Origin of the sequence: Rhodovulum sp. PH10, assembly GCF_000293785.1 — a bacterium.
Lineage (GTDB): Bacteria > Pseudomonadota > Alphaproteobacteria > Rhizobiales > Xanthobacteraceae > Rhodoplanes.
Map to the genome: position 1 here is coordinate 1 of NZ_AKZI01000032.1, position 21,526 is coordinate 21,526.

The following is a 21,526-nucleotide window of genomic DNA, read 5'->3' on the forward strand; positions in this document are numbered from 1 at the left end:
GCACAGCGAGGCTGGGCCATCATCGGTCAGGCATAACGAAGGCTGGTATCATGGCATCTTGGGCGCAGATCGGTGGGAAGTTATCCGTCGCGCTTTTACAGAAGTTTGAAAATTCAGATTCAATTCGTGAGATGTGTTGTGAGGTGAGGATCACCAATATGGACCAGCACATTATATTTTCGCAGATAGGTGAGCGATTGGGGCTTGTTCCTGAAGAAACTGTCGCAGCTGCGTTTGCGAACATCTGGGCTCAGGCGTATCCGGATGAGGTTCAGAGGTTGTTGCGCCCTGTTCGGGCAATATTGAAGAACGAAGCTCTGCAAGCGTAGTCTGTTCGTCGATGCAATCACATCAAGCGCAGCCGTAGGGCGGATAGCGCAGCGTATTCCGCCGCCGTCCCACAGCGTGCGAGCCGCCGGCGGATGACGGCGCCGCGCGCCTGATCCGCCCTACGTTCTACTGTGGCTCAGGCGGCCGTGGGGCGGGCCGCATCGAGGCGGACGAACGACACGATGGCGTCGGAGAGGTCATCGGCGAGCTCGGGGTCGCGGCGGATCGCCTCGAAGCTGCGCGGGTGCGGCGGCGCCTCGCCGTCCGAAGCAAGCAGCGACAGATGGCCGGCGAGCGCCTCGGCGGCGTTGTCCAGCGCTTCCTCGAGCGTGTCGCCGGCCGAGATGCAGCCGGGCACGTCGGGAAAGCTCACGCCGTAGCTGGTCCCCTCGTCCTTGTGCACCAGTGCCAGATAGCCCGCCATCACCGCGGCTCCTTCCATCCTGCTGCCCGAAAGATCGAGCGCACGGTCTTCGGATGCAAGTCCTTCCGGGGGTGCGGTACCGTCACCTTTCCGGGCTTTGTCGGATGCTCGAAATGGTGATGACTTCCCGTTGCGCCGACGAAGACCCAGCCGTCACGTTCCAACGCACGAACGATCTCTCGCGAGTCCCACCCCACGGCAGCCTCCGCCCCGTCGTCACGAACGCCTGCACGGGTCTTTCGATGGCGTCGCCACCTTTACCGTACCACCGGTCGGCGGATGACGGCGCGGTGCGCCCGATCCGCCCTATGACTGCGGCCGAAACAGCCATGACGGGAGGGGAGGCCGTTCTGTCTGCGGTGCGCCCGGTCCGCGCGCGCCCCGGTGCCGCCTCGGCCTCGGTGCCGGGGTTCCCGAGCCCGCCTCCCCTCCTACCCACCCGCCGGGCGCCGGCGCCCAAAAATCCCGAACCGTTGCAATCCGCCGGCCGGACCCCTATAAGCGCCGCATCTCACACGCGGATTCCCGGCCCCAAAGGCCGTCCGGTGGCCGTCGGGCGGCCCTTCGCCATACGCGAAAACGCTCTCCGGTCCACGCTCCGCGGAGGAAAAACCGGAGACGTTTCAATGTCGCTGCCCGACTACAGCATGCGCCAGCTCCTCGAAGCCGGCGTCCATTTCGGCCATCAGGCCCACCGCTGGAACCCGAAGATGAAGGATTACATCTTCGGCACCCGCAACAACATCCACATCATCGATCTCGCCCAGACGGTGCCGCTGCTGCACCGCGCGCTGCAGGTGATCTCCGACACGGTGGCCCGCGGCGGCCGCATCCTGTTCGTCGGCACCAAGCGTCAGGCGCAGGACATCGTCGCCGAGAGCGCCAAGCGCTGCGCGCAGTATTACGTGAACTCGCGCTGGCTCGGCGGCACGCTGACCAACTGGAAGACCATCTCCGAATCGATCAAGCGCTTGCGCAAGCTCGAGGAGATGCTCGCCTCCGGTGAGGCCCAGGCCTACACCAAGAAGGAGCGCCTGACGCTGACCCGCGAGCGCGACAAGCTCGACCGGGCGCTCGGCGGCATCAAGGACATGGGCGGCCTGCCGGACCTCCTGTTCGTGATCGACACCAACAAGGAAGGCATCGCCATCAAGGAGGCGCAGCGCCTCGGCATTCCGGTCGCGGCGGTGGTCGACACCAACTGCAACCCGGAGGGCATCTCCTTCCTGGTGCCCGGCAACGACGACGCCGGCCGCGCCATCAGCCTCTATTGCGACCTCGTCTCGCGCGCCGCGATCGACGGCATCTCGCGCGCCCATGGCGAGGCGGGCTTCGACATCGGCGAGGCCGAGACCCCGATCGCGGAGGATCTGCCGGCCGAGACCGAGACGGCCGCCGCCGGCCCCGGCTTCGAGGCCTTGTCCGGCCCGCGCGGCGTCGCCGACGACCTCAAGACGCTCGCCGGCGTGTCGCCGACCATCGAGCAGAAGCTCAACGATCTCGGCATCTTCCATTTCTGGCAGATCGCCGCCTTCGGGCCGGATGCGGCGCGCAGCGTCGGTGATGCGGTCGGCCTGCCGGGCCGGGTCGAGCGCTGGATCGCCAAGGCCAAGGAGCTCGCCGAGGCCGAGTGAGGCCCGACGACACGCTTGCCATGGCCGGGCGCGCGCGTGCCCGGCCGTCGCGTCACGGCTGCGTCACGATCATCGTGGATGCCCGGTCCGAACGACGGCGGCCGGGCGGGCCGCCTCGCCGGTCCGTCGCCCGCACCGCTCGAACGGATCCCGTCGGGCCCACGCGCACCTCAAGGAACAGACAGATGGCGAACATCAGCGCTTCATTGGTGAAGGAGCTCCGCGACAAGACCGGCGCGGGCATGATGGACTGCAAGGCGGCGCTCGGCGAGACCGACGGCGACATCGAGGCGGCGGTCGACTGGCTGCGCAAGAAGGGCCTCGCCAAGGCCGCCAAGAAGGCCGGCCGCGTCGCCGCGGAGGGCTTGATCGGCCTCGCCGTGAGCGGCTCCGGCACCAAGGGCGTGGTGGTCGAGGTCAATTCCGAGACCGACTTCGTCGCCCGCAACGATCTCTTCCAGGGCCTCGTGCGGATGATCGCCCAGGTCGCGCTCGATGTCGGCACCGACGTCGCGACGATCTCGGCCGCCAAGGTCGGCGACGTCACGGTCGCCGATGCGATCTCGTCGGCGATCGCCACCGTCGGCGAGAACATGACGCTGCGCCGCGCGGCTTCCGTCGAGGTCGGCCAGGGCGCGATCGGCCAATACGTCCACAACCAGGTCTCCGACGGCCTCGGCAAGATCGGCGTGATCGTCGCGCTCGAGTCGACCGGCAAGGCCGACGAGCTGACCGCGCTCGGCCGTCAGGTCGCGATGCACATCGCCTCGGCGAACCCGCAGGCGGTCGAGCCGTCGGGCCTCGATCCGGAGGTGGTGAAGCGCGAGAAGGACGTGCTCGCCGACAAGTTCCGCCAGCAGGGCAAGCCCGCCAACGTGATCGAAAAGATCGTCGAGAACGGCATCAAGACCTACTACAAGGAGGTCTGCCTGCTCGAGCAGCCGTTCATCTTCGACGACAAGAAGTCGGTCGGTCAGGCGCTGAAGGAGGCCGAGGGCCGGGTCGGCGGGCCGATCGCGGTGAAGGGCTTCGTGCGCTACGCCCTCGGTGAGGGCATCGAGCGCCAGGAGAGCGACTTCGCCGCCGAGGTCGCCGCCGCGGCCGGCCAGGGCTGACGCGAGAGGTTGGGACGCGCGTCGCGGCGGGCTTGCCCGCCGTGACGGCGTTCCGGGAAGGGGACCGGGATGGCACCGCTCGCGTACCGGCGTGTCGTCGTCAAATTGTCGGGTGAGGCGCTGGCGGGCCCGGAGCCCTCCGGCATCGATCAGGCCACCATCGACCGCATCGCCGCCGATCTCGTGGCGGCGCGGGTGCTCGGCGTCAGCCTCGGCGTGGTGGTCGGCGGCGGCAATCTGCTGCGCGGCGCGACGGCGGCCGACAAGGGCGCCGACCGCACCACCGCCGACGTGATGGGCATGCTCGCCACCGTGATGAACGCGCTCGCCCTCGAGGCGGCGATCGAGCGGCTCGGCGCGCCCGCCCGGGCGATGTCGGCGCTGTCGATGCCGCAGGTGTGCGAGACCTACGAGCGGCGTGCGGCCCGCCGCCACATGGCGGACGGGCGGATCGTGCTGCTCGCCGGCGGCACCGGCAACCCGTTCTTCACCACCGACACCACCGCCGTGCTGCGCGCGGCCGAGCTCTCCGCCGACGCCGTGCTCAAGGCGACCAATGTCGACGGCGTCTACTCGGCCGACCCGAAGCGCGATCCGAACGCGGTGCGCTACGACCGCCTGAGCGCCGACGAGGCGCTCGAGCGGCGGCTCGGAGTGATGGATTTCACGGCGTTTTCCCTTGCCCGGGATCGTCGCATACCTATCATCGTGTTCTCGATCCGGGAGCCGGGGGCAGTCGAATCGGTCTTGCGCGGCACCGGCCGCGCCACCATCGTCGGCGGCTGATCCGGCGACCGGCCCATGGCGCGTATCGCGCCCAAAACCGACCGAGGGCGCGGTTCGCGCCGAACGATCATTGCGAGCGGCGCGTCCGCCGCAGTCGGGCAGGGGCGAGAGCCCGGCACCCGGTGGCGGATCGGCTGCTTCTGGAGAAAAGTCGATGGCAGCGGAAACATACGACATCAACGAGCTGAAGCGCCGTATGCAGGGCGCGATCGGCGTGCTGAAGCAGGAGCTCGGTGGCCTGCGCACCGGCCGGGCCTCGACGGCGCTGCTCGATCACATCCAGGCCGAGGTCTATGGCAGCAACATGCCGCTCAACCAGCTCGCCTCGATCACCGTGCCGGAGCCGCGGCTCCTGTCGGTGCAGGTGTGGGACCGCTCGGCCGTGCACGCGGTGGAGAAGGCGATCGTCGCCGCCAATGTCGGCCTCACGCCCAACACCGAGGGGCAGGTGATCCGCCTGCGGGTGCCGGAGCTGAACCAGGAACGCCGCAAGGAGCTGGTCAAGGTCGCCCACAAATATGCCGAGGGCGCCCGCGTGGCGGTGCGCCACGTGCGGCGCGACGGCATGGACCTCATCAAGAAGCTCGAGAAGGACGGCACCGCCTCCAAGGACGATGTCGGCCGGATGGGCGACGAGATCCAGAAGGCCACCGACCAGACCATCACCGAGATCGACCAGATCCTCGCCGCCAAAGAAAAAGAGATCATGACGGTCTGAGCGTGGGCGCCTTCGGACCCGCGATGTCGACACCGGCGACGGGAGGCGATCCCCCGGGGTTCGCTCCCCGCCACGTGGCGTTGATCATGGACGGCAACGGCCGGTGGGCGGCCCAGCGCGGCCTGCCGCGCGGGGAAGGCCATCGCCGCGGGGTCGAGGCGTTGCGCCGCACCGTTCGCGCCGCCGGCGCGCTCGGCATCGAGGTGCTCACCATCTTCTCCTTCAGTGCGGAGAACTGGTCGCGCCCGGCCGCCGAGGTGTTCGACCTGATGGGGCTGCTGCGCCGCTTCATCCGCAAGGACTTGCTCGATCTCCACCAGAGCAACGTCAAGGTGCGGGTGATCGGCGAGCGGCGCGATCTCGACCGCGACATCGAGCGGCTGCTCGCCGAGGCCGAGGATCTCACCCGCGCCAATACCGGCCTCGTGCTGGTGGTCGCCTTCAATTACGGCTCGCGCCAGGAGATCGCCCGCGCCGCCCAAAAGCTCGCCGCCGAGGTGGCGGCCGGCCGGCTGGCGCCGGAGGCGATCACCGCCGAGCTTCTGGCCTCCCGGCTCGACGCGCCGGACCTTCCCGAGCCCGACCTCATCATCCGCACCAGCGGCGAGCAGCGCCTGTCCAATTTCCTGCTGTGGCAGGCGGCCTACAGCGAGCTGGTGTTCCTGCCGATCTATTGGCCCGACTTCGATCGTGCCGCCCTCGAGGGCGCGATCGCCGAGTACCGCCGCCGCGAGCGCCGGTTCGGCGGTCTCGCCGCCGCGGGAGCCGGAACCCGACCATCGTGAACACCGACCCGCCGGCCCCGGCCGTACCGGGCGAGAAGCCCCGCGTTGTCAGCGAGACCGCGCTGCGCACCCGCTGGGCCGTGATCCTCGCCGCCCTCGCGCTGCTCGCCGTCGTCGCCGGCGGCTGGCCGTTCGTGCTGTTCTGGACGGTCGCCGCGATCGGCGTCCACTGGGAGTGGACCTCGGAGATTCTCCGCGTGTCTCGCGCGCCGCAGGTCGCGGGCGGGGCGGTGCTGGCGCTCGCCGGCCTGCTCGCCGGGTTCGGCCATCCGGGATCGGCGGTGCTGGTGATCCTCGCCGGGCTGGCGCTCGCCGTCGCCGTCGCCGGCGACCGCCGCGCCTGGTGCGCCGGCGGGCTCTTTTATGCCGGCCTGGTGCTCGCCGGTCCGGTGATTCTGCGCGGCGACCCGCAGCACGGCATCACCGCGATCGTCTTCCTGTTCGCCGTCGTGTGGGCGACCGACGTGCTCGCCTATTTCGGCGGCCGGGCGATCGGCGGGCCAAAGCTCGCCCCGGCGATCAGCCCCGGCAAGACCTGGTCGGGTGGCCTTTCGGGCGCGCTCGGCGGGGTGGTCGCGGGGCTCGCGGTCGCGACCTTCGGCGGGCTGCCGAATCCGCTCGCCGTCGCCGGGCTCGCTTTGATACTGTCCGCCGTCGCGCAGATCGGCGATCTGTTCGAGTCGCACGTGAAGCGACGGTTCGGCGTAAAGGATTCCAGCCGCATCATTCCGGGCCACGGCGGATTGATGGACCGCCTCGACGGCTTTCTCGCCGCCGCCGCGGTGGCGGCGCTGGTGGGGGTCGTGCGCGCCGGGTTCGACGGCGCCGCCGGCGGCCTGCTGGTGTGGTGAATTGGTGCGATGAACTTTCCGAAGACCCCCATTGGGACGTTGGTGTGGTGACATGAGTGCGGTTCCTCTCGTCGGTGCCCGGGCGTCGCGCCTGCAGGAGCGCACCGTTTCGGTGCTGGGCGCCACCGGCTCGATCGGCTCCTCCACGGTCGACCTTCTCCGCCGCAACCGGGCGCATTACCGGGTCGAGGCGGTCACCGCCGGGCGCAACGCGGCGGCGCTCGCGGCGCTCGCCAAGGAGTTCGGCGCGCGGTTCGCCGCGGTCGCCGACGAGAGCGCCTACGGCGCGCTCAAGGACGCCCTCGCCGGAACCGGCATCGCCGCCGGCGCCGGCAAGGCCGCCCTGGTGGAGGCCGCGCAGCGCCCGGCCGACTGGGTGATGGCCGCCATCACCGGTGCCGCCAGCCTCGAGCCGACGCTCGCCGCCGCCGAGCGCGGCGCGGTGGTGGCGCTCGCCAACAAGGAATGCCTGGTGTGCGCCGGGCCCTTGTTCATGAAACGGGCGGCGGCCGCCGGTGCCACCGTGCTGCCGGTCGATTCCGAGCACAACGCCGTCTTCCAGTCGCTCGGCGCCGGCGAGCGGGGCTGTGTGCGGCGCATCATCCTCACCGCCTCGGGCGGGCCGTTCCGGTCGTGGTCGCTCGACGCCATCCGCAAGGCGACCGTCGAACAGGCGCTCAAGCATCCGAACTGGTCGATGGGGGCGAAAATCACCATCGATTCGGCGTCGATGATGAACAAGGGTCTCGAGATCATCGAGGCGCACCACCTGTTCGAGGCGCCGCCCGACGAGATCGACGTCCTGGTGCATCCGCAGTCGATCGTGCACGGCATGGTCGAGTTCAAGGACGGCTCGGTGGTCGCCCAGCTCGGGCCGCCCGACATGCGGGTGCCGATCGCCCACTGCCTCGCCTGGCCGACCCGGATCGAGGGGGCGAACCGGCTGCGGCTCGACCAGCTCGCCAACCTCACCTTCGAGGAGCCGGACGAGACCCGCTTCCCGGCGCTGCGGCTCGCCAAGGCGGCGCTGCGCACCGGGGCAGGGGCGCCGACCGTGCTCAATGCGGCGAACGAGGTCGCGGTCGCCGCCTTCCTGGAGCGCCGGGTCGGCTTCACCGACATCGCCGCGCTGGTGGAGGCGACGCTCGACGCCGCGTCGGCCCGCGGGATTCTCGCCGATCCCGCCGACGTCGCCGCGGCGCTCGCCCTCGACCGGACGGCGCGCTCGCTCGCCCGCGAGCTCTTGCCCGAAATCGCCGCAAAGGCGATCTAGTCGTATCATCGGGCGGGTCGCCGCCGCACGCTTCAGCCGGACACGAGGTCAATCAGGATGGGATCGAACTTTCTCGCCGCCGCGAACGACCTCGGTCTCGGCTTTCTCGGCTACTTGATCCCGTTCCTGTTCGTGCTGACCATCGTGGTGTTCTTCCACGAGCTCGGCCATTACCTGATCGCCAAGCTGAACGGCATCAAGGTGGTCGCCTTCTCGATCGGGTTCGGGCCGGAGATCGTCGGCTTCAACGATCGCAGCGGCACCCGCTGGAAGCTCGCGGCGATCCCGCTCGGCGGCTACGTCAAGTTCTACGGCGACGAGAACGAGGCGAGCGTGCCCTCGCAGGAGTCCCTCTCGCGGATGCCGGAGGCCGAGCGCAAGCTCACCTTCCCGGGCCAGTCGGTGGCCGCGCGGGCGGCCGTCGTGGTGGCCGGTCCGTTGGCCAATTTCGTTTTGGCCATCGTGATTTTCTCCGCGATCTTCATGTTCCATGGGAAGCAGATCACCACCCCCCGGGTGGACGGGGTGATGCCCGGCAGCGCCGCCCAGGCGGCCGGCCTGCAGCCGGGCGACCTGGTGCTGTCGATCGACGGCACGCCGATCGACAGCTTCGCCGACATGCAGCGCATCGTCGGCACCAGCGCGGGCGAGACCCTGCGGCTCGAGATCGAGCGCAAGGGTCAGGTGGTGACCACCGACATCGTCCCGGCGCTCAAGGAGATCAAGGACGCGTTCGGCAACGTCCATCGCGCCGGGGTGGTCGGCATCACCCGCTCGGTGACGCCGGAGGACACCCGGGTCGAGCCGGTCGCCCCGCTCGCCGCGGTGCGGATGGGGGCGGAGCAGACCTGGTTCATCATCGAGCAGACGCTCGGCTATATCGGCAAGATCGTGGTCGGCCGCGAGAGCGCCGACCAGCTCGGCGGCCCGATTCGCATCGCCCAGGTCTCGGGGCAGGTGGCGACCGCCGGCATGGTGGCGCTGCTGCACCTCGCGGCGGTGCTGTCGGTGTCGATCGGGCTCTTGAATCTCTTTCCGGTGCCACTGCTCGACGGCGGGCACCTGATGTTCTACGCCATCGAGGCGGTGCGGGGACGGCCGTTGTCGGAGCGGGCCCAGGAGGTCGGCTTCCGGATCGGGTTCGCATTGGTCGTCATGCTGATGATCTTTGCGACCTTCAACGATATCCTGCATCTCGCGACGTCATGAATATCCCACACGATCGCCACAATGTGTGACGTGCGGGCAACTCGCGGACGGCAAATGGGGATCTCGGGGGGAGACTCTGTTTGCAGGGGGTATCGAAGCCGATAAAAACAGCGGACGGAATCGTTCGCGACGGGCGGTGGTGCGGGGATCTGGGGGCCCATAGCGTATGGCACTGGGGTTGAGGGGATATCGGTTCGGCGCGGTCGCGGTCTTGATCGCGCGGATCGCCATGGCGGCCATCGTCACGACTTCGGTCGTGACCGTGGCGCAGACCACAGCCGTCGCGCAGTCCGCGTCGCAGATCGTGGTCGAGGGCAACAGGCGTGTGGAAGCGGACACCATCCGCTCCTACTTCCGCCCCGGTCCGGGCGGGCGGCTCGATGCCGGAACGATCGACCAGGGCATCAAGTCGCTGTACGCGACCGGCCTGTTCGAGGACGTGCGGATCTCGCAGCCCGGCGGCCGGCTGGTCGTCACGGTGGTCGAGAACTCGGTTCTCAACCGGGTGGCGTTCGAGGGCAACCGCAAGATCAAGGACGAGCAGCTCTCGACTGAAATCCAGTCGAAGCCGCGCGGCACCTTCTCCCGCGCGATCGTCCAGGCCGACACCCAGCGAATCGTCGAGCTCTATCAGCGCTCCGGCCGCTACGACGTGAAGGTCGTTCCGCAGATCATCGAGCGCGGAAACGGGCGCGTCGACCTCGTGTTCGAGATCGACGAGGGCGCCAAGACCGGCGTCGCCAAGATCGTGTTCGTCGGCAACAAGGCGTTCTCCGACTGGCGCCTGAAGGACGTCGTCAAGACCGGCGAGACCAACCTTCTCAGCTTCCTGCGCTCGAACGACGTGTTCGATCCGGACCGCGTCGAGGTCGACCGCGACCTGATCCGACGCTTCTATCTGCGCAACGGCTTCGCCGACGTGCGGGTGGTGTCGGCCACCGCGGTCTACGAGCCGGCCGAGAAGGGCTTCGTAATCACCTTCACGATCGAGGAAGGCGAGCGCTACAAGTTCGGCTCGGTGAAGATCGAATCGTCGGTGCGCAATCTCGACGTCAACCGGCTGTACGACCGGATGCGCACCAAGGCCGGCGCCATCTACAATGCCGACGCGGTCGAGAAGACGGTCGAGGACCTCACCGTCGAGGTCTCCAAGATCGGCTATCCGTTCGCCTCGATCCGGCCGCACGGCGACCGCGACTACAACGCCCACCTCGTCAATCTCGTCTATGTGATGGAGGAGGGGCCGCGGGCCTATATCGAGCGGATCAACATCCGCGGCAACACCCGCACCCGCGACTACGTCATCCGCCGCGAGTTCGACATCGTCGAGGGCGACGCCTACAACCGCGGGCTCGTCGACCGGGCCGAGCGGCGGCTGCGGAACCTCAACTACTTCAAGTCGGTGCGCATCACCAACGAGCCCGGCTCGGCGCCCGACCGGGTGGTGATCAACGTCGACGTCGAAGAGCAGGCGACCGGCGAGTTCTCGATCTCCGGCGGCTACTCCACCGCGGACGGCTTCATCGGCGAGGTGTCGGTCGGCGAGCGCAACCTGCTCGGCCGCGGCCACGTGGCCCGCGCGTCGGTGACCTACGGCGAGAAGTCGCGCGGCTTCGAGCTGTCGTTCGTCGAGCCCTACCTGCTCGGCCAGCGGCTCGCCCTCGGCCTCGACGTCTTCGCCAAGGAGACCACCTCGTCGAGCTACTACTCCTATACGTCGAAGACGCTCGGCGGCAGCGTGAAGCTCGGCGTGCCGATCACCGACAACCTGACCTTCCAGCCGCGCTGGTCGGGCTACAGCCAGGAGCTCGAGCTCGACGACGCCTACAACAACTGCTGGGGCGACCAGTACGCCAACAGCGCGCTCGGCCGCTACCCGATCTCGGTCATCGGTGCGGACGGCAACCCGCTGATCGACCCGGCCACCGGCGCCCAGTTCACCCGCAACTGCTACTACGACGGCGAGGCTTCGCTGGCGGTGCGGCGCGAGCTCGCCAACGGCTCGGTGTTCGTCTCGCTGGTGGGCGGCGCGTTCAGCTACAACACTCTGGACAACAACAAGAACCCGACCAGCGGCCTGCTCGTCACGCTGAACGAGGACTTCGCCGGCGTGGGTGGCGACGTGAACTTCTCCAAGACCACGGTCGACGCCCGCCTCTACAACGAGGTGCTGCCGGACGTGGTCGGGCTGGTGCGGCTGCAGGCCGGCTACGCGACCGGCTGGGGTGGCGAGGAGCTGCGCATGCTCGACCACTTCCAGGGCGGCCCGAACCTGGTGCGCGGCTTCGAGCCGGCCGGCTTCGGCCCGCGCGACCTGACGCCCGGCTCCAACCAGGACGCGCTCGGCGGCTCGATGTTCTGGGGTGCCAGCGTCGAGGTGCAGACCCCGCTGTTCTTCGCGCCGAAGGACTTCGGCATGAAGCTCGCGGCGTTCGCCGACGCCGGCCAGCTGTGGGACTATCGCGGCCCGACCACCTGGGACGAGCGCGGCCTGATCATGACCTGCCCGGACCAGCCGCAGAACATCGTGTGCTACGGCGACGCCAACTCGATCCGGTCGTCGGTCGGCCTCGGCCTGATCTGGAACTCGCCGTTCGGTCCGCTGCGCTTCGACGTCGCCTATCCGCTGACCTACGAGGATTACGACAAGAAGCAGGTCTTCCGGTTCGGCGGCGGCACCAAGTTCTGATCCGCCGAGCGGACGGTGCCGGCAGCGACCGCCGGCACCGGAGCGTGACCAAGGCGAGACCAAGCCTCAAAGACGAAACGGCACCCCGGCAGCCCGCCGCGGGTGCCGTTTCCGTTCGGACGTCGCCTTTTCGCCGGTGCCGGTCGTCGGTTCCCCCGACGCAGGGGGCGGGCGAGCGTCCTGGGGCGGGCGGCAATGGAGCCGGGCGGCGAAAATTCAGGTGTGCCGGGCCGTATGGGCCGTTGCCACGGCTCGCCGAAACTGGCAACCCATGTCGCCATGCAAGACCGTCCGACACATTCTTCTCTCCTGGCGCCGATGCCATCTTCGGCGCGGCCGGCCGTCCGGCCGAACTGCCTGCCATGACCGAGCCCTTCTTCTTCACGCCTGCCAAATCCCTCACGATCGCCGACATCGTCGCGCTGACCGGGGCGGAGGCCACAGACGGCGTGCCGCTCGACCGGGAAATTCGCGACGTCGCGACCCTCGATCAGGCCGGCGCCCACGACCTCGCCTTTCTCGAAAACCCGCGTTACGCCGACCAGCTCGGCGCGACCCGCGCCGGCGCCTGCCTGATCGCCCCGCGCTTTCGCGACCGCGTGCCGGCCGGCCTCGCCGTCTTGACCGCGCGTGACCCGTACGGCGCCTTCGTCGAGGTCGCCCGCACGCTCTACCCGGCCTCGCTGCGGCCCTCGTCGCCGTTCGGGGCGGAGGGCGTGTCGCCCGGCGCCTCGATCCATCCGAGCGCGCGGCTCGAGACCGGCGTGGTGGTCGATCCCGGTGCGGTGATCGGCCCGGGTGCGGAAATCGGCACGGGCACGGTGATCGGCGCCACCGCGGTGGTCGGGCAGGGGGTGAGAATCGGCCGCGACTGCACGATCGGCCCCGGCGTCACCCTGACCCACACGTTGGTCGGTGACAGGGTCGTCATCCATCCGGGCTGCCGGATCGGCCAGGACGGCTTCGGCTTCGTGATGCGGCCGGGCGGCCATCGCAAGGTGCCGCAGCTGCGCCGGGTGATCGTGCAGAACGACGTCGAGATCGGCGCCGGCACCACGATCGACCGTGGCGGCACCCGCGACACCGTGATCGGCGAGGGCACCAAGATCGACAATCTCGTCCAGATCGGCCACAACGTGCTGATCGGGCGGCATTGCATCATCGTCGCCCAGACCGGCATCGCCGGCAGCGCGATTCTCGAGGATTACGCCGTTCTCGGCGCGCGCGCCGGCATCAACAACCACGTCGTGATCGGGCAGGCGGCGCAGATCGCCGCCAACAGCGGCGTCAATTCCGACATTCCGCCCGGCAGCCGCTGGGGGGGCTATCCGGCCAAGCCCGCGAAGGCGTGGATGCGCGAGCTTCGGGCCATCAACCGCCTCGCCCATCCGCGAGGCAGTGCCGAAAAGACCGGACCTTCAGATGACGACAGTCAGTGAGGACACCGCGATGGACGACGCGGTCAAGACAGTCGAGGCGGCCGACATCGCGGTCATCCTCAAATCATTGCCCCACCGTTATCCCTTTCTGCTGGTCGACCGCGTGGTCGACATCCGCGGTGCCGAGTTCGGCATCGGCATCAAGAACGTGACCTTCAACGAGCCGCAGTTCCTCGGGCATTTTCCCGAGCAGCCGGTGTTTCCGGGCGTCTTGATGATCGAGGGGATGGCGCAGACCGCCGGCATCCTGTGCGTGCTGTGCGGCGACATCGGCCGGCCGCCCTACACGGTGTATTTCACCACCATCGACAAGGCGAAGTTCAGGAAGCCCGTGCAGCCGGGCGACCGCATCGAGTACCACATGACCCGCATCAACCGGCGCCGCAACATGTGGTGGTTCCGCGGCGAGGCGAAGGTCGACGGCCAGATCGTGGCCGAGGCCGAGGTCTCGGCCGTGCTGTCGGGGTCCTGACCGGAATGCCCATGATCGACCCGAGCGCCCGCATCGCGGCGGGCGCCGTCATCGCCGACGATGTCGAGATCGGCCCGTTCTGCACGATCGGCCCGAACGTCGTCATCGGCGCCGGCTGCCGGCTGGTGTCGCATGTCGCGATCGACGGCCACACCACGCTCGGCGAGCGCAATGTGATCCGCCCGTTCGCCTCGCTCGGCACGCCGCCGCAGTCGGTGCACTATCGCGGCGGGCCGACCACGCTGGTGGTCGGCTCCGACAACGACATCCGCGAGGGTGTCACCATGAACACCGGCACCGAGGACGGCGGCGGCAACACCCGGGTCGGCAGCGGCTGCTTCTTCATGGTGGGCTCGCATGTCGGGCACGACTGCACGGTCGGCGATCACGTGGTGTTCGCCAACAATGCGGTGCTCGGCGGCCACACCGAGGTCGGCAGCTACACGGTGTTCGGCGGGCAGGCGGCGGTGCGCCAGTTCGTGCGGATCGGCGAGGGGGCGATGATCGTCGGCCTGTCGGGCGTGCGGGCGGACGTGATCCCGTTCGGCCTCGTCCACGGACAGAGCGCCGAGCTGATCGGCCTCAACGTGGTCGGCATGAAGCGCCGCGGCCTGACCAAGGCGGATATCCACGCGGTGCACCGCGCCTTCGATGCGCTGTTCTTCGGCGAGGGCGTGTTCCGCGACCGGGTGGACGTGGTGGCGGAGCAATTCGCCGGCCAGCCGCTGGTGGAGACGATCGTCGCGTTCATCCGTGCCGGCACGCGGCCGCTGACGATGGGAGTCCGGCGCGCGGCCCTTCGAGCCGACCGATGACGCCTCGGCCGGCGGAGGCCGGCAAAAGCGCGGCTGCGGCGCAGGCCGTCGAGCCGCTGGCGATCGTGTGCGGCGGCGGGGTTCTCCCCGTGCTGGTGGCGCGAAAGGTCGCCGAAAGCGGCCGGCCAGTGGTGCTGTTTCCGCTGCGCGGCTTTGCCGATCCCGCCTTCGTCTCGTCGTACCGCCACCACTGGATGGCGCTCGCGAGCTACGGCCGCTTCTGCCGGCTGATGCGGGCGGAAGGCTGCCGCGACCTCGTGGTGATCGGCGCACTGGTCCGCCCGGCGCTGCGCGAGCTGCGGCTCGACTGGGGCACGCTGCGGGTGCTGCCGCGCATCGCCCGGGCGTTCCGCGGCGGCGACGATCATCTCCTCACCGGTGTCGCTGAATTCCTCGAGGACGACGGCTTTCGGCTGGTCGGCGCGCACCAGGTGTGCCCCGACATCCTGGTCGGTGGCGGGCCGCTCGGCGCGCGGCAGCCGTCGACGCGTGACGCGGAAGACATCGCGATCGGCATGCGGCTCCTGGCGGCGACCAGCCCGTTCGACATCGGTCAGGCGGTGGTGGTGGCGGACCGGCACGTGCTGGCGGTGGAGGGCATCGAGGGCACCGACGCGATGCTCGCGCGGGTCGCCGCGCTGCGCGCCGAGGGCCGCATTCGCGCGCCGAAAGGCCGGGGCGTGCTGGTGAAGGCGCCCAAGCTTTCGCAGGATCGGAGGCTCGATCTGCCGACCATCGGCCCGCGCACCGTCGAGGGCGTCGCGACGGCCGGGCTCGCCGGCCTCGCGGTCGCGGCCGGCGGCGTGATCCTGGCCGAGCCGCAGGACGCCGCCCGCAAGGCCGATGCGGCCGCGATTTTCGTTGTCGGCGTGGAGGGGGCAGCGTGACGAACGAAGCGCCGACCATCGCGGTGATCGCCACCGAAGCCTCGGGTGACCGGCTCGGGGCTGCGCTGATGCGCTCCGTTCTCGCGCGCGAGCCGGGCACGCGGTTCGTCGGGCTCGGTGGCCACGACATGGAAGCGCTCGGCCTCAAAAGCCTGTTTCCGATCGGCGAGCTGGCGATCATCGGCATCACCGCGATTCTCGCCCGCCTGCCGACGCTGCTGCGGCACATCCGCGAGGCGGCCGACAGCGTGATCGCGCAAAAGCCCGACGTGCTGGTGATCATCGACAGCCCGGAATTCACCCACCGGGTCGCGAAGCGCGTGCGAAAGGCGCTGCCCGCGCTGCCGGTGGTCGATTACGTCTCGCCCTCGGTGTGGGCGTGGCGGCCGGGCCGCGCGCGGGCGATGCGGGCGTATGTCGATCACGTGCTGGCGCTCTTGCCGTTCGAGCCGGAGGCGCACCAAAAGCTCGGCGGGCCGGAATGCACCTATGTCGGACACCCGCTCGCGGAGGAAGCTTTTCGCCTGCGCCCCGGTCCCACCGAGGCCGCGCGACGCGACGAAAAACCGCCGGTGCTGTTGGTGCTGCCGGGCAGTCGCGGTGGCGAGCTGAAGCGGCACGCGGCCTTGTTCGGGGAGACGCTGGCGACCCTCGTCGACCGGCTCGGGGCCGTGGAGGCGGTGCTGCCGACGCCGCCGCATCTTCTCGATCGCGTCCGCACGGCGGTTGCGAGCTGGCCGGTCGTGCCGCGCATCGTCGCGACGCCGGAGGAGAAGTGGGCGGCCTTCCGGCAGGCGCGGGCGGCGCTCGCCGCCTCCGGCACGGTGACGCTCGAGCTTGCGCTCGCCGGCGTGCCGACGATGGTCGCCTACAAGGTCTCGCCGATCGAGGAGGCGATCGGCCGGATGACGATCAAGGTGCCGTCGATCGTGCTGGCGAACCTCGTGCTCGGCGAGAACGCGATGCCGGAGCTGATCCAGCGCCGCGCCACGCCGGACGCGCTCGTGCAGGAGCTGGCGCCGCTGCTCGGCGACACGCCGGCGCGAAACCGGCAGGTCGCGGCATTCGCGCGACTCGACGACGTGATGGAGATCGGCATCGCAAAACCGTCCGAGCGCGCCGCCGACATCGTGCTGAGCTTTTGTCGCGGCGAGGGGCGGGCGCGCGCATGAGCAACGAAAAGAGCGAGCAAAAAATCGACGCGCTTCTGGCGCTGCGCAGCGACGGCAAGCTTCTGGTCGGGCGCGAGCGCATCACGCTGCTCGAGGCGGTGGCCGAGCACGGCAGCATCACCAAGGCGGCGGAGGCGGTCGGCTTCTCCTACAAGACTGCGTGGGATGCGGTGACGGCGATCAACAACCTCCTGCCGACGCCGGCCTTCGTCACCAAGGCGGGCGGCCGCAAGGGCGGCGGCGCCGAGGTGACCGACGAGGGCCGCCGGCTGATCGTCGCCTTCCGGCGGCTCGAGGAAAAGCTCGGCCGCATCTCCGCGGCGATCGCCGAGGAGGGGTTGCACAATCTCGACGACCTTCTGATGTGGGGCATGGCGGTGAAGATTTCCGCCCGAAACGCGCTGCGTTGTGAGGTTCTGGAGGTGCGCCGCGCGCCCGTCGACGTGCTGGTGACGTTGAAGGTTTCCGCCACCACCAGCATCATCGCGGTGGTCACCAACGGTGCGGCGTCCGAGCTTTCGCTCGCCCCCGGCCGGCAGGTGGTGGCGCTGGTGAAGGCGTCGTCCGTGCTGCTCGCGCCGGCCGATCAAATCCCGCAGGTGTCGGCCGACAACCGCATCGTCGGCACCGTGGTGCGGCGAACCGACGATGCGGTGAGCGCCGAGGTGAGCCTCGATATCGGCGACGGCAAGACGCTGACCTCGGTCGTCACCCACGCCGGTGCGGACGAGCTGAAAGTCGCGGTCGGCGATCGCGTGTGCGCGCTGTTCACCGCCTCGCACGTCATCCTCGCCGCCGGGTAGTACCAGCGGCGGAAAACTACGACCTCGTCCTGAGCGGCCGCGAAGCGGCCGTCTCGGAGGATGAGGCCCGAGCCTCGGCCTCGTGGTGAGAGACGCGGCCTGCGGCCGCTCCTCACCATGAGGGGAGAGCCATTGCATTCACACGCTGATCAGAACGTCGCCTTGAGCGAGGCATAGACGCTGCGGCCGGCCTCGGGCGAGCCGTCCGTCAGATAATAATTCTGATCGAACAGGTTGCGCACGCCGACCGCGGCGGTGGTGAACGTGTTGACCCGATACTCCGCGCGGATGCCGCCGAGCAGATAGGAGCCGGTTTTGTAATACTCGCTGCCGTCGGTCGTCACGGTCCAGCGGTCGCTGGCGAATTCGAGGCTCGGCGTCAGCTCGAAGCCGTCGAACACCGTCCAGGTCGCATAGACGAGCCCCTTCACGTCCGGCACGCCCGACGGCTTGTACCCGGCAATGCTCGGATCGGTGATCTCGCGATGGATGAAGGTGATGTTGCCGCCGACCATCAGCACGTCGTTCACCGCATGGTCGATCGAGCTCTCCACGCCGTAGAAATAGCCGTCGCCGACGTTCTGGAACTGGGTCGTCGCCTCGCCCTGATAGACGATCGGAACCGACTGGATCATGTTCGTCACGTCGCTGTAGAACGCCGTGACCGACACCTGGCTGCGCGGCGCGTAACGGTCGGTCCAGCCCGCCTGATAATTGATCGCCCGCTCGGCCTCGAGGCCGGGATTGGAGGTGGCGCCGCCGAACCGCGAGCTGAACCGCTCGAACAGGGTCGGGAAGCGGGTGCGCGCGGAAATGTTGGCGAACAGCTTTGCCGTCTCGGTGTAGCGCCAGATCACTGCGCCCTGATAGTTGAACGCATCGCCGTCCTCGAGCGGATAATGGACGTATGCGCTCGACGCGTAATCCTCGGCCTGCGACAGGTGCCGCCAGTCGTAGCTGAAGCCCTGCACCAGATCGAGGCTCGGGCCGACATGGACGGTGTTCTCGAGCGCGGCGGAGTAGGTGTCCTCGATCGAGGTCTGGGTCGGCTCGGTCGAGCAGACGATGTTGGCCTTGCAGCCGGAGCTGCCGCCGGACGGATTGACGCCGTAGAGGTCCTGCCACTCCGAGTGGTCGTCGCGGCGGTAGTGAAAGGCGGCCCTCACGGTGTCGAAGGTCGTCACGTCGATGCCGAGCTCGGCGCTGCCGCCGACCGCATAGTCGTCGTAATAGCTGCGGAACGCCTTCTTCTTCGACTGGATCGTCTGGTCGGCGTTGTCGTAGGAGGTGAGGCCGTTCTCGAACGTGTTGTAATAGAGGCGCGTCTTCAGATAGGCGCGGTCGCCGAGCGCGGTCTTCGAGGCCCAGTAGAGGTTCTGGATGTCCCAATAGGGCCAGGTCCAGTAGCGCTGCGTGGCGACCGGGTCGAACACGTTGTAAGGCGCTTCCTTCGAGCCCGACTGCTTGATGAAGTTGATCGAGTACTCGTCGGTGGCGTTGGGCGTCCAGCCGGCCTTCAGATTGACGCTCCAGTCCTCGGAGGAGGAGTGATCACGAAAGCCGCCGTCCTCGACCGGCGTCGGCGTGAAGAAGCTCGACAGCATCCAGCCGCGCATGTTGCGGTAGGTGCCGCTCGCCTGCAGATAGCCCTGGTCGCGCCGCATGCCGACCCGGGCGTATTCGAGATTGCCCTCGTAAGAGCCGTTGCGGCCGAGCTCGATCTGGCTGCGGCCTTCCGCCTCCCACGCCTTCACCGGCTTGTAGCTGACGAGATTGATCGCGCCGCCCATGCCGCCGGGGCCGTCCAGCACCGAGACGTAGCCTTTTGCGATCTGCACCGCGGCGACGTCCGGCGTGAGGAAGCGGGCGAAATCCATCCGGTTGTCGGCCGGCAGATAGATTCGCACGCCGTCGATCGTCAGCGGCACCTGGAAGCGGTCGAAGCCGCGGACATAGATCAGCTGCTCGTTGCGGCTGCCGCCGGAATTGGAGGAGGAGACGCCGGGCGCGAGGTTCACCGCCTGGTCGAGCGTGTCGGTCGCGAACGTCTCCATCTGCTTGCCGGTCACGGTGCTGCCGCCCAAAGGATCGGTCTCTTGACCGGTTGGCGCGGCGATCACGTGCAGCTCGCCGAGGGTGAAGACGCCGGTGTCCTCGGCGGCGGCGGAACCGATGGTCCCGACCGCGGCGGTGGCGACGATCGCCAGGGTTTCGAGTTTGGTGCGCATCGGTCGGCCCGTTGCTCTTGCTGGAGTCGGTTTTCTGGTCGGCGGGTCGGGGGTGCTCGGGTCGGCGGGATCAGGGCGAGGTCTTGCCCGCGCGGGCGAGCAGCGCGCGCGCCTCGTCCTGCGCGGCGTCGATCGCGGCGGCCCATTCGGCCCGGGTCGCGGCATCGACCGCCTCGCCGAGCTTCGCCAGAGCGTCGCTGTCGCTCGCGGTGGCGGCGGTCACCGGCACGCGGCCGGCCAGCGCGCGCGCCTGCGCGACCAGCGCCGCACGCTCGGCGTCCGGGTTCTTGGCGAGCGCCGCCTCGGCGGCGCGGATCGCGGCCCACAGCGCGGCGACCCGCTCGTGTCGCTCGGCGATCGCGACGTCGAACAGCGCGGCGTTGAGCGTCCGCCGCTTGCGGCCGAGCGGCGCGTCATAGACGAAATCGTCGCGCGCGCCGGCGAACGGGTTGCCGAAGCCTTCGGGCGCGGTGCCGTAGGCGTCCGGCCGCACCGGGTGACGGCGGATGTCGGGCGCCGGCAGCCGCTCCTGCGCCGAGCGCGACAGCAGAAACGCGGCGAACGTTTTTGCCGCCTGCGGGTGCGGCGCATCGGCGAGGATCGCGACCTGGGCCGGCAGGAAGGCGGTGCGGGCGGGATAGACGAAGCCGACCGGTTTTCCGGTGTTGCCGGCGGTGAAGGCGTAGAAGTCGATGGTCGGGCCGATCGCCGCCGTGCCTTCCGACACGTCGACGCTCGCCATCACGCCGCCCTGGAACGTGGTCGTGTTGGCGGACATCTCCGACAAAACCGCCCAGCCGCGCTCCCAGCCTTCGGCCTGCAGCACGATGTCGTAGAGCGCCGACGCGAAGCCCGCCGCCGCCGAGGTCGGCATCGCCACCAGTCCGGCGAAGCGCGCGTCGGCGCCGTCCGCCCAGGTTTTTGGCGGGGCGATGCCGCGCTCGCGCAGCAGCGTGTCGTTCAGCGCAAAACCGTAGCCGGCGACCTCGAACGCCTCGAAATACCCGGCCGGATCGGAGATCGGCTGCCCGCCGATCTTGCCCGGCAGGGCCGTGCGGTCGACGTCGAGCGCTCGTAGAAGCCCGCGCTCGCGCAGCGTGGGGAAGGTGTCGAGCGACGGCCCCCAGAAGACGTCGGCGCCGCCGTGGTCGGGCTTGCTCAACGTGTCGAGCGCCTCGCGGCCCGGCTGCCACAGGACCTCGACGACGAGATCGGGGTGGGCGGCCTCGAACGCGGCCTTGAACGGCGCGACCACGTCGTCATGATAGGAGGTCATGACGACGACCGGCTTTTTCTGGCCGGCCGGCGCGGACGGCGTGTCGGCCGCGCGGGCGGACGTCGTGCCGGCTGCGAGCGACAGCGGCGCCGCCAGCGTGGTCGCCAGCAAGCAGAACCCGGCGACCGCCGAGGAGAGGGAGGAGAGCGAGGAGAGCGAGGGGAGGGAGAAAAGCGTCCGGCCGGGGAGCGGCGCCGAGGCGACGAAAGCGGGGCGATGCGGGCCGGGAACGGCGCTTTTCGCTATATAATGCGTTTTCATAACGAAAGTAATAAATCGGCAACCCGATCGTGCAAGCGCGAAATTGTGGCAGCCTGCGCACATGTCGGGCAGCAGACATGTGGTGCCCGCGAACGCGTGCGGCGCGATCCGGCCGCCACGCGCCACGACCGGCGATCGAGAGCTTCGGAAACGGCGTAGCGCAGCGGCGAGACACGCCGCCGGCGGAGATCACCGCATGCGGGACGGACGGATGCCGACGACGGGGTAAGAGCCCGTTTGGAAACTCGGACGCGGGCTGCGTTGCGGCGCGAGCTGCCGGAGGCCAGGAGAAAAGCGACGTCGAGATCGACGAGCTTTTCGACGCCGCGGCCGGCGTTCGCCCCGCAACCCACGCAAGT

21 protein-coding genes are annotated in these 21,526 nt (G+C 69.2%); 17 read left to right on the forward strand and 4 right to left on the reverse strand.

What is annotated here, in order from left to right; genetic code table 11:
- Positions 1-329: hypothetical protein (locus tag A33M_RS23740; protein WP_237718302.1), on the forward strand; the 329-nt coding region annotated here is incomplete at its 5' end.
- A gap of 137 nt (positions 330-466) precedes the next feature.
- Here the strand turns inward: A33M_RS23740 and A33M_RS06365 are convergent.
- Both A33M_RS06365 and A33M_RS22800 read right to left on the reverse strand, forming a co-directional pair.
- A complete protein-coding gene (locus A33M_RS06365; RefSeq protein WP_040619592.1) occupies positions 467-754 on the reverse strand; it encodes a type II toxin-antitoxin system HicB family antitoxin in 288 nt (95 codons plus the stop codon).
- Entirely contained in the window at positions 754-951 is a 198-nt protein-coding gene (locus A33M_RS22800; RefSeq protein WP_083850340.1) for a type II toxin-antitoxin system HicA family toxin, read from the reverse strand. The genes A33M_RS06365 and A33M_RS22800 overlap by 1 nt, the downstream gene beginning before the upstream one ends.
- Before the next feature lie 429 nt (positions 952-1,380).
- Between A33M_RS22800 and A33M_RS06370 the strand changes: the two genes are divergently transcribed.
- The 15 genes from A33M_RS06370 to A33M_RS06440 all read left to right on the forward strand — a co-directional run bounded on the left by A33M_RS06370 (position 1,381) and on the right by A33M_RS06440 (position 17,402).
- Positions 1,381-2,388, forward strand: a complete 1,008-nt coding sequence (locus A33M_RS06370) for a 30S ribosomal protein S2 (RefSeq protein WP_008384833.1) — start codon at positions 1,381-1,383, stop codon at positions 2,386-2,388.
- A 185-nt stretch (positions 2,389-2,573) separates the two neighbouring features.
- Positions 2,574-3,503 (forward strand): translation elongation factor Ts, encoded by a 930-nt coding sequence (gene tsf, locus A33M_RS06375; RefSeq protein WP_008384836.1) that lies wholly within the window; start codon positions 2,574-2,576, stop codon positions 3,501-3,503.
- Positions 3,504-3,572: 69 nt separating this feature from the next.
- Complete coding sequence (gene pyrH / locus A33M_RS06380) at positions 3,573-4,289, forward strand: UMP kinase (RefSeq protein WP_008384838.1); 717 nt, start codon at positions 3,573-3,575, stop codon at positions 4,287-4,289.
- A gap of 154 nt (positions 4,290-4,443) precedes the next feature.
- On the forward strand, positions 4,444-5,007 hold the full coding sequence (gene frr / locus A33M_RS06385; protein ID WP_008384840.1) for a ribosome recycling factor: 564 nt from the start codon (positions 4,444-4,446) through the stop codon (positions 5,005-5,007).
- Positions 5,008-5,030: 23 nt separating this feature from the next.
- Entirely contained in the window at positions 5,031-5,792 is a 762-nt protein-coding gene (locus A33M_RS06390) for an isoprenyl transferase (RefSeq protein WP_040619593.1), read from the forward strand.
- Positions 5,789-6,643: a phosphatidate cytidylyltransferase gene (locus tag A33M_RS06395; RefSeq protein ID WP_008384844.1), complete on the forward strand. Its 855-nt coding sequence runs from the start codon at positions 5,789-5,791 to the stop codon at positions 6,641-6,643. Before A33M_RS06390 ends, A33M_RS06395 begins: the two co-directional genes overlap by 4 nt.
- Positions 6,644-6,695: 52 nt before the next feature.
- Positions 6,696-7,916, forward strand: coding sequence for a 1-deoxy-D-xylulose-5-phosphate reductoisomerase (dxr, locus tag A33M_RS06400; RefSeq protein WP_008384847.1), 1,221 nt, complete (start codon positions 6,696-6,698; stop codon positions 7,914-7,916).
- Between the two features lie 57 nt (positions 7,917-7,973).
- A complete protein-coding gene (rseP, locus tag A33M_RS06405; RefSeq protein WP_008384849.1) occupies positions 7,974-9,125 on the forward strand; it encodes an RIP metalloprotease RseP in 1,152 nt (383 codons plus the stop codon).
- Between the two features lie 256 nt (positions 9,126-9,381).
- Positions 9,382-11,814 (forward strand): outer membrane protein assembly factor BamA, encoded by a 2,433-nt coding sequence (gene bamA / locus A33M_RS06410; RefSeq protein ID WP_008384851.1) that lies wholly within the window; start codon positions 9,382-9,384, stop codon positions 11,812-11,814.
- A 362-nt stretch (positions 11,815-12,176) separates the two neighbouring features.
- On the forward strand, positions 12,177-13,253 hold the full coding sequence (gene lpxD, locus A33M_RS06415) for a UDP-3-O-(3-hydroxymyristoyl)glucosamine N-acyltransferase (protein WP_008384853.1): 1,077 nt from the start codon (positions 12,177-12,179) through the stop codon (positions 13,251-13,253).
- The gene (fabZ, locus tag A33M_RS06420) at positions 13,237-13,725 is read left to right on the forward strand and encodes a 3-hydroxyacyl-ACP dehydratase FabZ (protein ID WP_237718303.1); all 489 of its coding nucleotides are present in this window, start codon (positions 13,237-13,239) and stop codon (positions 13,723-13,725) included. Before lpxD ends, fabZ begins: the two co-directional genes overlap by 17 nt.
- Positions 13,726-13,736: 11 nt before the next feature.
- A complete protein-coding gene (gene lpxA / locus A33M_RS06425) occupies positions 13,737-14,540 on the forward strand; it encodes an acyl-ACP--UDP-N-acetylglucosamine O-acyltransferase (RefSeq protein WP_008384857.1) in 804 nt (267 codons plus the stop codon).
- A complete protein-coding gene (locus tag A33M_RS06430; RefSeq protein ID WP_008384859.1) occupies positions 14,537-15,427 on the forward strand; it encodes an LpxI family protein in 891 nt (296 codons plus the stop codon). Before lpxA ends, A33M_RS06430 begins: the two co-directional genes overlap by 4 nt.
- Positions 15,424-16,599 (forward strand): lipid-A-disaccharide synthase, encoded by a 1,176-nt coding sequence (gene lpxB / locus A33M_RS06435; RefSeq protein ID WP_008384860.1) that lies wholly within the window; start codon positions 15,424-15,426, stop codon positions 16,597-16,599. Before A33M_RS06430 ends, lpxB begins: the two co-directional genes overlap by 4 nt.
- Complete coding sequence (locus tag A33M_RS06440) at positions 16,596-17,402, forward strand: TOBE domain-containing protein (protein ID WP_008384861.1); 807 nt, start codon at positions 16,596-16,598, stop codon at positions 17,400-17,402. Before lpxB ends, A33M_RS06440 begins: the two co-directional genes overlap by 4 nt.
- Positions 17,403-17,551: 149 nt before the next feature.
- On the opposite strand, the gene A33M_RS06445 is transcribed toward A33M_RS06440, so the two are convergent.
- Both A33M_RS06445 and A33M_RS06450 read right to left on the reverse strand, forming a co-directional pair.
- Positions 17,552-19,630, reverse strand: coding sequence for a TonB-dependent receptor plug domain-containing protein (locus A33M_RS06445; RefSeq protein WP_008384862.1), 2,079 nt, complete (start codon positions 19,628-19,630; stop codon positions 17,552-17,554).
- Between the two features lie 70 nt (positions 19,631-19,700).
- On the reverse strand, positions 19,701-20,906 hold the full coding sequence (locus A33M_RS06450) for an ABC transporter substrate-binding protein (protein WP_157223365.1): 1,206 nt from the start codon (positions 20,904-20,906) through the stop codon (positions 19,701-19,703).
- On the opposite strand from A33M_RS06450, the gene A33M_RS23745 reads away from it, so the two are divergent.
- Positions 20,905-21,156, forward strand: a complete 252-nt coding sequence (locus tag A33M_RS23745; RefSeq protein WP_157223366.1) for a hypothetical protein — start codon at positions 20,905-20,907, stop codon at positions 21,154-21,156. The genes A33M_RS06450 and A33M_RS23745 overlap by 2 nt on opposite strands.
- Positions 21,157-21,526: the final 370 nt, after the last annotated feature.